Annotated in this window: 11 protein-coding genes; 3 read left to right on the forward strand and 8 right to left on the reverse strand. The window is 68.8% G+C overall.

Annotated elements, in window-relative coordinates; translation table 11 throughout:
• Window positions 1–43: 43 nt before the first annotated feature.
• Window positions 44–1,576: a serine/threonine-protein kinase gene (locus tag TR46_RS23755; RefSeq protein ID WP_201776438.1), complete on the reverse strand. Its 1,533-nt coding sequence runs from the start codon at window positions 1,574–1,576 to the stop codon at window positions 44–46.
• A 182-nt stretch (window positions 1,577–1,758) separates the two neighbouring features.
• Between TR46_RS23755 and TR46_RS23760 the strand changes: the two genes are divergently transcribed.
• Window positions 1,759–2,127, forward strand: coding sequence for a hypothetical protein (locus TR46_RS23760; protein WP_042404653.1), 369 nt, complete (start codon window positions 1,759–1,761; stop codon window positions 2,125–2,127).
• Between the two features lie 350 nt (window positions 2,128–2,477).
• Entirely contained in the window at window positions 2,478–3,605 is a 1,128-nt protein-coding gene (locus tag TR46_RS23765; RefSeq protein WP_042404655.1) for a PIN domain-containing protein, read from the forward strand.
• Window positions 3,606–3,679: 74 nt separating this feature from the next.
• Here TR46_RS23765 and TR46_RS45365 read toward each other — a convergent pair whose 3' ends face one another.
• From TR46_RS45365 to tap, 4 genes are all read right to left on the reverse strand, one after another.
• Entirely contained in the window at window positions 3,680–4,003 is a 324-nt protein-coding gene (locus TR46_RS45365) for a DUF6300 family protein (RefSeq protein ID WP_052433053.1), read from the reverse strand.
• 105 nt (window positions 4,004–4,108) lie between these two features.
• Window positions 4,109–4,675, reverse strand: a complete 567-nt coding sequence (locus TR46_RS23775) for a hypothetical protein (protein WP_042404657.1) — start codon at window positions 4,673–4,675, stop codon at window positions 4,109–4,111.
• Between the two features lie 13 nt (window positions 4,676–4,688).
• Complete coding sequence (tpg, locus tag TR46_RS23780; protein ID WP_042404659.1) at window positions 4,689–5,246, reverse strand: telomere-protecting terminal protein Tpg; 558 nt, start codon at window positions 5,244–5,246, stop codon at window positions 4,689–4,691.
• 3 nt (window positions 5,247–5,249) lie between these two features.
• Window positions 5,250–7,610, reverse strand: coding sequence for a telomere-associated protein Tap (tap, locus tag TR46_RS23785; RefSeq protein WP_042404661.1), 2,361 nt, complete (start codon window positions 7,608–7,610; stop codon window positions 5,250–5,252).
• Between the two features lie 171 nt (window positions 7,611–7,781).
• On the opposite strand from tap, the gene TR46_RS23790 reads away from it, so the two are divergent.
• Window positions 7,782–8,312 (forward strand): hypothetical protein, encoded by a 531-nt coding sequence (locus TR46_RS23790; protein ID WP_052433054.1) that lies wholly within the window; start codon window positions 7,782–7,784, stop codon window positions 8,310–8,312.
• 107 nt (window positions 8,313–8,419) lie between these two features.
• Here the strand turns inward: TR46_RS23790 and TR46_RS23795 are convergent, their stop codons facing one another.
• From TR46_RS23795 to TR46_RS23810, 3 genes are all read right to left on the reverse strand, one after another.
• Window positions 8,420–8,941, reverse strand: a complete 522-nt coding sequence (locus TR46_RS23795; protein ID WP_042404663.1) for a hypothetical protein — start codon at window positions 8,939–8,941, stop codon at window positions 8,420–8,422.
• A 44-nt stretch (window positions 8,942–8,985) separates the two neighbouring features.
• Complete coding sequence (locus TR46_RS23800; protein ID WP_152626641.1) at window positions 8,986–9,531, reverse strand: hypothetical protein; 546 nt, start codon at window positions 9,529–9,531, stop codon at window positions 8,986–8,988.
• A gap of 809 nt (window positions 9,532–10,340) precedes the next feature.
• Window positions 10,341–10,706 carry a hypothetical protein gene (locus TR46_RS23810; RefSeq protein ID WP_042404669.1) on the reverse strand — a complete coding sequence of 122 codons (366 nt, stop codon included), beginning with the start codon at window positions 10,704–10,706 and terminating at the stop codon, window positions 10,341–10,343.
• Window positions 10,707–11,001: the final 295 nt, after the last annotated feature.

The raw sequence follows: 11,001 nt of genomic DNA on the forward strand, positions 1-11,001 counted from the left end.
CGCGCGGTGACACTTCGAGTAGCGGCAGCGGGAGAGTGTGCGGTCAGCGATGACTTCCCTGCGGCCTGCGCTCGGGCATCGTGCTGGGGAAGGTGAGCTGACCGGCGGCCGCGGCCGCAAGCCAGTTCGCCCAGCGGCTGATGAACTCGTCCAGGTCGGCGATATCCAGTCGGGTGAACGGCCACGCCAACTGCGTGACGTCCATGCCCACGCGAACAGCGCCGTGGGCTTCAGCACCCGGCGCGAGAGCGAAGGGCTCGATGTTAAGAGGCCCCGCATGGAGGAGGGGATTGGTCATGAAGGCGGTCTCGAACCAGCCGTACTCTTCGGCCGTCCGCGCGTCGCAGAACCACAGGGAGTGGCTGCGTCCCTGGTAGCCGCGATGGTCCGTTGGCAGGCTCAGTGTCATCGTGGCGTGGGCGATGACGTCGAACTGGGCTGCGGTGCCGCCCGACCACTCCTTCGAGGTCACCGGGTGCACGGCACTCAAAGCCAGCTGGCACTTCCCCAGGGCGAAGATCCATCCTCCCTGCGGGCCGATGCGGACCTCCCCCGCTGGCGCGGCGGCCGTCAGCGCGGCAAGGACGGTCTCGGAGATCATGGCGAAGGAGCTCCCTGCCGCCTCCGCCAGGTCTTTGCGGCGGTCCTGCTCGGTGCGCTGCTGCGACTGGTGCTGTTGGAGGCCGGCCTGGCGGGTTACCTCGCTGTTGTTGGCCTCGGCCAGCGCGGCCAGGCCACCGGCAAGCGGCATCCGGACCATGGTCTCCAGCCGGGCCGCGATGTTGGTTGGATTCGGGCGAGCCTGCGGCGCGCGGTAGAGGCACTCGCCGATCAGCGCCGCGAACGGGGCCGGAGCCGCCGAAAGGCGGGGCACGGTCTCGCCCAGGTGCTGGCGCTGGAAGTCGGAGGCTTCGGGACCGGTGAACGGGGTGCAGCCGGCGAACATCTCGTAGCCCATGGTGCCGAGCGCGTAGACGTCCGAGGCGATGGTGGCCCGCTCCATACGCCACCGCTCTGGCGGGAAGTACGCGACAGTCCCGTGGTGCTTCCAGGTCTGGGTGGCCGTGGCGGCGTCGGCGTAGCGGGCGAGGCCGAAGTCCGCCAGGCACCAGGTCCCGTTGAGCAGCAGGACGTTCTCGGGCTTGAGGTCACGGTGGACGATGTCGCCGTCAAGGTCGGCCAGGGCGACCGCGATGTCCATCATGATCTGCAAACATTCGTCCAGGGGCAGGGTTCCGCCGCGCTCGTTGAGGTGCCCGCGCAGCGACTTGTCGGCCTGGGGCATGACGATGACCCAGCAATCCCCGTGTTCACCGCTGTCGAGGATGGGCACGACGTTGCGCTTCCCGGCCCCGTCGAACAGCAGCTCGCGATCGGCGCCGGGCTTCTTGGGGATCAGCTTGGCCACCGCCGGATCCCCTGCCGCGGACCGGACGTGGTAGACCCGCCCGAAACCACCCGTGTCCGCGTCCAGCGGCTCGCCCAGTTCCCATGCCTGGTTGAGCATCAACTTCTCCACCGTGCGCCCCGCCTCGCTGTTCGCCGTGACCTGGGCGACTGCGCCCGACAGCATCATGCCCGATGGCTCCGACACCCCAGGCCGCACATATTCGGCCCCCCGGCGCACTCTGCTCCGGTGGTCAGGCAGGTACCGGCGCCTGGTCGCGGCGGCCGTCAGCAGCTGCCGCCCAGGTTGACCATGGCGGAGAAGATCGCATTCCGGACTGCGGCCTACCGGCCCGCCCCTACAGTGACGCCATGGAGTTCAACTGGGGCGACTCGATCTGGGCACTGATGGTGACGAAGCGTCCCTCAGACACGCACTTCTCGGAGTCGAGCACGTCGGGCGGAAAGAGCCCGCTGGTACGGGATGACGATGACAATGCGCTCAACACACACGCTGTGCTGTTCGACGGGGGCGCGGTGGTCTTGGGGGTCCTCGCCGCAGGAGCCGTGCTGACTACTGCCGTGGTAAAGGCCGCACCGCACGCCAGGAGCGGCCTGGTCAGCCTCAAGTCGAAGTTGCAGCACCGCCACGCGCAGGACGCCACAGACGCCGAGGCCCCAGTTCCCTTGATCGCCGTTGCGCAGGAACAGCCTGACGGCCCTCGGCTGCGTGCTGTGTGACCCCCGTCAGGCCAGCAACGACAGGGGTGCGGCAGCGGCCTCGAGTAGGGCTGACGCAGCAACAGACACCAGATCCCTGCTGACCGCCCTGATCACTGACGACGACGGTATGCACCCGCACTACCGGCGCATGGCCGACCTCGCCAGCCAACACCTTCCCGCAGAACCGGTCCGGGCGACCGCGACCTCACGGCCGCTATCGCCCGGATAGCTCCCATCAGGTTCGATAGCCAGCGGGCCGGCGGCGCATGCTTGCGCTCGTCCAGAGGGTGGGTGCCTCGGATCCGCCAGAAGCACCGTCGCATCCGCTATGGTGCGGCAGCACTATCCCGTCTGTGGCAGGGAGCCCCGTGATCGTCCTCGATACCAACCAGCTGCGCCAGGCGGGGTTCCCCAACGGACCGGTGGCTGGCCTGCTTCGGCAGGTCGCTCTGCGGCTCAGGCAGGACATCGCCCTGCCTGAGATGGTGCTGATCGAACACCTGGCACACCACCGCCGTCAGGTCGAACTGACCCTGGGCAAAGCACGTGACGCGTTGTCGACCCTGAGCGGGGACTTCGACGCCGACCTCACGCAGCCACTGATGTCCCTGACTGCGCAGAAGGCAGTGGAGATCAGGGAAACGGACCTTCGCACCACGTTCCGGGTCCTACCTGCTCCCGAAGGCAGCGCCCAGGAAGCCCTGCGGCGCGAGGCGAACCGGCTGCCGCCGGCCGAACAGGAATGGTCCGACTCGAACAAGCTGGTGAAGGCCCGGGGCGCTCGCGACGTGCTGATCTGGCTGACGGTGCTCGACGCGGCTGTTAGCAGCGGCGAGGGCATCTGGTTCGTCACCGCCGACGGCGACTTCCGCGAGGGCAAGAACAAGGACTTCCACCCGGCCCTGCGCGCAGAGGCAGACGAACGCATGGGCGCAGACTCAACGCCTCGGCTCCGCCTGATCAGCGGGGGTCTGATCGAACTCCTTCAGGAACTCGGCGAGGCGAAAAAGATGTCCGAGCCGGCCCTGAGCGCGCTGCTGGAAGACACCAAGGTTCTAGAGGCGGTCACGGCCCGAATCGAGGGCCCGACCATGTTCTTCCAGCTGGGCGAGGATGCCTACTCTGAGCGCGGCAACGTGGGCTTCTTGAGCTCGACTGCTGGGATCTTGACCTACGAAGACCTTCAGTCGAAGGCAGAGGCATTCGAGGTCGACGGCGCGACGTGGGTATGCGCTAAGGCCCGATGGTCGGGTCGGAAGACTTACAACAGCATCAGTACGGACGGAACCTCATCCGCCGTGTGGACCACGACCGTCAGGTACCAGTTCGTAGCCACGGTGCTGATCAAGGCCGTCGGTGAGACGCCCACTGTGGGTGAGGTCGAGATCCTGGCAGTCGGGCCGTTGATCAAAGTCGACTCCTCAGCGTCAAGCCAGTCCCTCTTCCGGCAGCCTGGCGAGCTGTCTGACGTAGTGGATGGTGCATCTGAGGGCTGATAGTGATGGCCTACTGTGCGTCATTACCGAAAGCCTAGGCAGAGCAGCTACGAGCAGCAGCGGGTGAGGGTGTGTCACTTCGGGCTGGGCGGCTCCCAGAACCAGCCGTAGGTCGCCATGGCTTCGCGGGTCCAGGCCAGGAGCAGGTGTGCGCCCTCTTGTGTGCGCGAGGTGTCCTTGGCGCCCGCAGTGTCGAAGTACCGGATCAGTGCGCCAGCGGCGGGCTTGCCCGCGTCGCAGGCCTCGCACAGTTCCAGGGATTGGGCGCCCCTGTTGGTCGTCCTGCGGCAGCCGGTCTGATCGCTCCACCCTGACGCCCATGTGGCCTCCCCGGTCCGACGCGAGCCTCCAGCCAAGACCTGCCCATCAACCCCGTCAATCCCTCGAACGAGTGTCATCGTGATCCGCAATCCGGTCTGCGGGCAGAATGCGAAGTGCCTCTTCCCGACAGGTCAGGTGTCGGGAAGAGGCACTTTATCGGGCTCATCCGGTGCAGGTGGCGTTCAGGCGTTCTCGCCGCGCACCTGGTGGGTTTTCAGATCGGCGAGGCGAACCAGGTAGCGAACCTTTGAGTTGCCGTCACGCTTCATGATCTTGTTGAGTTCGAGGACAGGAACGCGATAGGCGGCGCGGGGTCGGCCGGTCATGGTGAAACGGACCTGGCCGTCGGCTGCGTAGGCGTGGTCGGTGGCCACGTCGGCGTCTTCCAGGTGGACGAGCATGATGTCGTGGACACGGGTCGGGTCGTAGCTGCCGCTGGGGGGGCCGCCGAATCCCAGGATGTGCGGGTTGTGGAGCCAGGCGCGTTTGACGTCGACCAGGCGGCCGTTGCCGGAAACGTCCCAGTCTCTGTGGTTGGAGGCCCCGTACCACCAGGCGTCGTCCGCGTTGGTCGCCACAACGCCGGCGCCGCAGAGTTCGGCCAGCAGTGGCACGGCGGCGCGCAGCCCGGCCTTGGGGTTTGCCCAGGTCCAATTGCTGCCGTACCAGTGTGCGCCGTTTTCCAGGATCTCGGACTGCTCCGGTATGCGCGGCGTGCCGTCCTCGGATTCCCCGTTCTCAATGCCCATGTACATTCTCCATTCAGAAGCTCACGTCGAAGTATCGGACGTCCGTCATTTCCACTTCAAGGCCTCCCGCGCGAGTTCCGCCGTCTTTGAAATAGATCTCCTGGAGACCTTCCGCGACGATGTCGCGGAGTGCTTGGTCGCCAAGGCCCTGCTGCTGGGCGTCGAAGAGGCGTTCCGCGTAGGCCGGCGGGAGGTGCACGGTGAGCCGGCGTTCGCGGGGGTCGTCGGTGGTGCCGACCGGGGCGGTGTAGCCGAAGCGGGCCCGGGTCTCCACCGTGATGCCGCCGGAGGCCGCGGCGCGCTTGCGGGCGGCCTGCTTGACCCGGGGCTGCCAGACCTTGGTGACCTCGCGGACCAGCGCCGCGCGCAGCTGCGGGCGGGGTGTCTTGGCCTTGCCCGCCAGGTAGCGCTCCACCTGCCGCCGGGAGATGCCCAGACGCTTAGCCACGGCCAGAGTGTTGCCCTTCTCCGCCTTGAGCAGCTCCTTGAACTGGGTCAGCGGGCGGGCCGGGATCTTGCGGGTGAAGTAATCGGCGTCGCCGCGCAGCAGGGCGGCTTCGATGGCGTCCACGGATTACTCCCCTTCGTCCAGGACGGCGTCGGTGCCCTTGATGTGCCGGGCCGGGTTGAGCGGGGTGGGCTGGTTCTCCATCAGGCCGACCGCCCAGAGCATCGGTTGGACGCCCTCCAGCTTGGCCAGGCCGGGGGTCGCGCCGATCCGAAAGGAGCCGGGCAGGACGCGGCCGGCGCCGGTCAGCGGCAGGAACCCGAGCGGATCGGGAGTGGCGCTGGGGTAGACGACGCAGTCCGACAGCACGGCCAGGGGGTAGGCGCCGTTGGCCTTGACGGTGTTGGCCATCTTGCGGTGCATGTTGACCCGCGCCTTGCTGATGACCGCGGCCCGGATGTCGGGGCGCCAGGTCGGCCGCTCGAGTGCTGACCAGCGGTCGCCCTCCTTGTAGCGGACGCCCTGGGGGCGTTCGCGCAGCTTGCCGATGCCGCCCTTGACCGTGGACTTGATCGCCCCCAGCACCATGGCGACCTCGCGGTGGCGCAGACTCGCAGAGGTCACATAGTCGTCGCTGCCCAGCTCGGTGATCCCGGCGTCCGCGAGCTCCCCCTTGAGCGCGGCCAGGTCCGCCCCGCTGCTGCGCAGGATCTTGTGGAGCGCCATGGCGTTGAGGAACCGCAGTTCCTCGGTGTCCTTGTCCACGGGGACGCCGGCGTCCCCCAGGGTGGTCACGTAGGCCTCCTTGAGGCGGTCGTGCCATGGGTCCAGGTAGGGGCCGGATTCCTCGCGCAGGAACGCTTCGATCGGTTGGACGTCGGCCCCCAACTCCTGCGCGTAGGCCACGGTCGGGGTGGCATACCAGGCCGGGCCGGCCGGCCGCTGGCCCGAGGGCGTGAACGGGGACGGCAGCAGCGGATCGGTGTCGATACCGGACAGGTCGACGTACCAGCAGCCCGGCGTCTTCTTGTCGAAGACCGGACGCACGACGTGGACGGGGGCGCCCAGACCGACGGTGAGGCGGCTGGCGGCGGCGAGGAACGCGGTGTTGATGTCGATGCCGACCGCCCACGGCAGCAGCATCTCCTGCTCGGTGAGGGTCTCCACCGGACGGACCCACTGGTACGCCTCTTCGTCCAGGAACCCCTTGGTCCAGCCCTGGGCGACCGGGTGCTCCAGGGTCGCCTCTGGCGGGGCGGGGTCAACCGGTGCGGTCAGGGCGCCGGGGTTGGGGGCGGAGACCCAGGTGCTGGTGGCCGGGTCCTTGGCGGCGCGGGTCGGCGGGCGCAGCGCGGTCATCAGCTCCAGGCCGGACACGGCGGTGGAGCCGCGGGGGGTGGTGACCCGGGTCGCGTAGATCGACAGGACGCGGGCGATCTCGGGGGCGGGCAGGGTCGCGGTCTCGCCCCAGGCGCGTGTGTCCAGGGCGTCCCAGGGCAGGATCGCCAGCTGCACGCACTGGCGGGTGTTGCCGTCGGCCGGGCGGTAGATCCGCACCCAGGGGCCGAAGCCGCGCTTCGTGAGCTGCCACTTGGCCTTCAGCACCTGCTTGACGACCTTGTGGTCCTCCGGCAGCCGGCGGGAGCGGTCGGAGTCGAACGCCGCCAGGTCCAGCGGCAGCCCGAACATCTCGGTGGCGGCCGCGGTGAGCACCACCAGGGGGTCGCCGTCGCGGCCGTTGCGGTGCAGCCGGGGCGTGCCCAGCGAGGCCTCCGTCAGGGTCCACTGGACCAGCTGCGGGATCGTTGTGGCCGGGCACTCCAGGACCAGGCCGTCGGCGCCGTAGGCGGTGCCGTCACCGTCCAGCACAAGCAGCGGCCCGTTGGTGAACCGGGTGCTTGCCGAAGCTTTCACCGCGGAGGTGCGCCGCGCGGCCGCGGCAGGCATGGCGGCCGCCGGCGCGGCCTGGACGGGTGCAGGAGCAGCGGTAGGGGTCGGGGTGGGGGTGGGGACAGGTGTGGCGCTCCCCAGCGCGGCAGCCGGTGCCGCGGGTTCCAGCCGGGAGGTCGCGGGAGCAGCTCCTGGTGCCGGGGCTGCTGGCGGCACCGGGTTCGGCACGGCGCGCGCGGCCAGGGTGTCGGCGGGCTGGCGCAGGTAGTCGGGGGTCACCCAGTGCGCGGGCGCCGGGCGCGGCGGGATCAGGTCCGGCAGCGCGAGCGCGGCCAGAGTGTCCTGGGCGGGGTAGCGCTCCGCCCAACCGTCCAGCAGCCGCTGGTACGCCTGCAGACGCGGCGGTCGCGGCTCGCTCCGGCCGTTCTCCCAGTTCTGGACAGTCTGCGTAGTCGACTTCAGGGCCTGCGCCAGCCGGGCCTGGGTGACCCCGGCGGCCTCGCGCAGCCGCACCCGCTCCGCCGGCGGCGGCAGCTGCGGCTCCGTGCCCGCCAACAGGGCGTCGACCGCGTCAAACAGCTCTTCCTCAGTGGCCATCGGAATCCACCTCCAGCCCACAATCTAGCATCCATTTACCCCTTGAGTTGGTCATACTTTTGGTTCTTGTTTTACCCTAGACTCACTGCGGCTGCATGGTGCCCGCCATGGGAGTGATCCGATCGGCGTGGCTACCGAGTCGCCAGCGGGCCGCTCGTAGGCTCCGCGGGCATGGCCTACGAACCGATGCCCGCCGCCCTGCAGAACACCGCGCGCTCCTTCATGAGCGAGATCGTGGACAGCCTCAGCGAGGTGCTCCACTTCACCTATCCCGAACTGGCCCACGACTGGGTGCGGATGACGGGCTACCGGATCACCGACGCCTCGGACACCGCCGGGCTCCTGGCCGACGTCTTCGCCGCCCACCACACCGAGAACGGCATGGACCGGCACACGCTGGAGAGTTATCTCCAGACGAAGCAGCAGGTGTCGCGATCGGAGATGCCCAGCCGCTGGGGAAGGGCGGCCCTGGCCGACATCGCCGGCGAGCCCAGGCCTGCGGGCACGGAAGACGAGATGGTGCTGACCGGCCACGAGGACCCCGAGGACGACCCGCGCAACCTGCAGACAGAGGCGGCTCTGATGGCCCTGCGAGCAGTACGGAGCGAGGACAACCGGGTCTTGGACCACCTGGACGAAGAGACCCGCGCGATGACGCTGCGCGTGGTGCAGGCCCTGCAACGCGTGGCGGTCCCTGCCTGACGGCGCCGTCGGCAGCAGTGTGACACCGGCGCTGGCACATCGGGCAGAGGCGCAGCGCGATGCCGTGACTGGTCGCGGAGGTTCACCTCTGACTGCGGCGCTCTGGCTCAGTATGTCGGCTGTCGGCGCCAGTAGCCGGTTTCCCGCGGGTCATATCCGCCCTTCACCCGCATCTCCCACCACTGGACCCGGCCGGCCAGCCGGTTGTAGAACCGGACCGATGTCGTCACCCCGTACAGGCGGAACACGTACAGCACCGCGGCCAACTGCTGGTCGGTCAGATCCAGCACCGTCTCGCCCTGCTCGGTGCGCGGCGTCAACGGGCGCGGCAGGTGCCCCGCGTCCGGGCCGACCAGCGGCACCAGCGCGGCCATGCGCAGCAGCTCCAACTCGCCGGCGGTGACGACGACGCTGTGCTCCGGCAGCACGACGGGCTCCGGTGGGGCGGGTTGCGGCGGGTTGGCCAGGGCCGCTTGCAGTTGCAGGACATCGCAGCCGAACGCCGTCAGCGCCGGCGGGGCGGCGTCGGTGCACAGGCCCTCGCGGGCCAGGCGGCGCACCAGGTTGGGGGGTGGCTGCTCGCCGCGGGCCAACTGCGCCAGTGCCTGCTTCAGGGTCTTGTCGAGCACGGTCCTCATCCTTGTCGGAGGCTGGCGGGAAGCGGAGTCCGGGTTCAGCGGCGGCCCCGCAGGCCTTCCCCGATCTGCTCCCACAGGCCGTCCATGTCGGTTCCGCCGGTCAACGCGAGGACCTTGGCCTGCGTTGCGGCCAGGTCCGCCAGTTGCAGGATCAGCGTGAACAGCGACTCCTGGTCCCCGGTCAGCAGCGAAGCGATGACATCGGTGCCATTGGTGCCGTCCAGCAGATGGTCCAGCAGGTCGGCGACATGCCGTCCCTGCTCACCGTCGCGGTACGTGCGGGCCAGAGACCGAGCCAGTGCCCGCGCGTCGCCGTCGCCGTTCTGCGAGGCCAGAGCGCGCACCATCCACTCCAGGACCATCACTACCCCGGAGGCCAGGTACACCGTGCCCTGCGACGTCTCCGCTTCCGCGTCCCGCAGCACCACCCCGTGGATGATCAGCCCCGCCGGCGAGTCTCGGATGAATACCGCCCGCTGGGACGCCGGCTCCAACGACGCCTGGAGCAGCGGCACCACCTGATCGGCCGCCTTGCTCTCAATGACTTCCAGTTCGGCACGACGCCGATGCGAAGCGGTCATACGTGCCAGTGTGATCCGGCAGCCGCCAAAGCACAGCCGTATGCCCCAGGTTGTCACCGCGCGCCACCGGCACCGCCTTCACCCGGGGCTGCGCTCTCGCGAACGGCACCGCATATAGGGCTGCGCTGGTGCGGTACGAGCCAGTCAGCTCCGAGTGGTCGGCTTGGAAGACCGTGGGGTCGTCTGGAACAGGAATCCGGTGCTCGGTGTGCAGTTCGAGAGAGCGCCCCACACCGAACACCGGCGAGATCCCCCATCTGAGCTCGGACCAGACCGAGAAGGTGACCGCCAACGTCGCCTGGGTGACCGCGTAGGTCCTCGCCTTCAACGACCCCAACTTCGACGAGTACGAGTACTTCCGCGCCTGCGGACTCGACTGGCGCCGCTCCGACGGGGGCGTCACCAAGCGTCTGCGCTTCACCACTGCCGCAGACGGCAGCCGGCACTTTGACGTACCGGGCACCTGGACGCCTGAGCCTGCTTCCTGACTACGGATGCCCATCCAGCACCTGTGCGCTGCAATGTTGACAACAGACAACAGACGGCCCGGCAGACATTCAGGTTGTGTCCCGCCGGGCAACGGTGCACGCACGGTAGCGGGAGCGGGCCCATCAGTAGGTGATGTTCGCCATGGCCAGAAGATTTCCGCAATGGGGGCTGCACAATGGCTGCGGGGCCAGCTCTTGGTGATCCTATGGCCCCAGGGTCGCCCGACGCTCACTTTGACCGGCGGCGGCGGGAGGGCCTGCGTGAACGTGCAGCACCCCGGACCACGCTCCGTGGTCCGGGGTGCTGCACGCCATTGCGCTCTAGGTCGTCGGACCCTGACCGCTGCCTCCAGCACCCGGGCGGGTGAGCACGATGCAGATGGCGGTGCTCACCCCCAGCCCGACCCCGATTGCGTCACCCAGGTGCGGGTCGCGGTACGCGACGTAGGCCGCGATGGCGCCCACCACCAGCAACAGCAGCACACCGATCATGGTTCCCTGCGTGTCCGGCTTCGCCGGGCGGCCATGTACCTGGGCGTCGGGCAGCGTGAGCAAGAGATAAGTGAAGGCGCCGACCGCCAGGCCCACGCCGACAGCGTTGCCGCTGTGGGGAAAGTGGTACGCCGCAGCGGCGGTAATGCCGCCGAACAGCAGCAGCACGAGTGCTGCTACGCCCTTCTGATCCATGGTGATCCTTCAGCAGGGGCCCTCCGCCGCTCACTTTGACCGGCGACGACGGAGGGCCTGGGCAGCCCCCGTACTCGTGTACGAGGGCGTCAGCCCGTCACGCACGCTCTTCCGCGAGCCCGTGACGGACGTTCAGCCCGTACAGAACGGGCCCGGTGATCCGGCGCAGCGCCGGTCACACTGCCGATTCTTCAATGCACCCCCCGGTTGCCGGAACGCACGCGCGAATTGTCGTTCCGTTGTCGTTCCGTTGCCGGATCGCACAGGCGATGGTCAGTCAGGAGGCCCTGCTGGC

The sequence above is a fragment of the Streptacidiphilus carbonis genome (genome assembly GCF_000787775.1).
GTDB lineage: Bacteria > Actinomycetota > Actinomycetes > Streptomycetales > Streptomycetaceae > Streptacidiphilus > Streptacidiphilus carbonis.

What these genes read in the sequence shown, in the direction of transcription:
- TR46_RS45365 (WP_052433053.1), bottom strand. Translation starts at nt 4,003, where the DNA reads ATGACACTCGTTCGAGGGATTGACGGGGTTGATGGGCAGGTCTTGGCT.
- TR46_RS23810 (WP_042404669.1), bottom strand. Translation starts at nt 10,706, where the DNA reads ATGGATCAGAAGGGCGTAGCAGCACTCGTGCTGCTGCTGTTCGGCGGC.
- TR46_RS23790 (WP_052433054.1), top strand. Translation starts at nt 7,782, where the DNA reads ATGGCCTACGAACCGATGCCCGCCGCCCTGCAGAACACCGCGCGCTCC.
- TR46_RS23755 (WP_201776438.1), bottom strand. Translation starts at nt 1,576, where the DNA reads ATGATGCTGTCGGGCGCAGTCGCCCAGGTCACGGCGAACAGCGAGGCG.
- TR46_RS23760 (WP_042404653.1), top strand. Translation starts at nt 1,759, where the DNA reads ATGGAGTTCAACTGGGGCGACTCGATCTGGGCACTGATGGTGACGAAG.
- TR46_RS23800 (WP_152626641.1), bottom strand. Translation starts at nt 9,531, where the DNA reads ATGACCGCTTCGCATCGGCGTCGTGCCGAACTGGAAGTCATTGAGAGC.
- TR46_RS23775 (WP_042404657.1), bottom strand. Translation starts at nt 4,675, where the DNA reads ATGGGCATTGAGAACGGGGAATCCGAGGACGGCACGCCGCGCATACCG.
- tap (WP_042404661.1), bottom strand. Translation starts at nt 7,610, where the DNA reads ATGGCCACTGAGGAAGAGCTGTTTGACGCGGTCGACGCCCTGTTGGCG.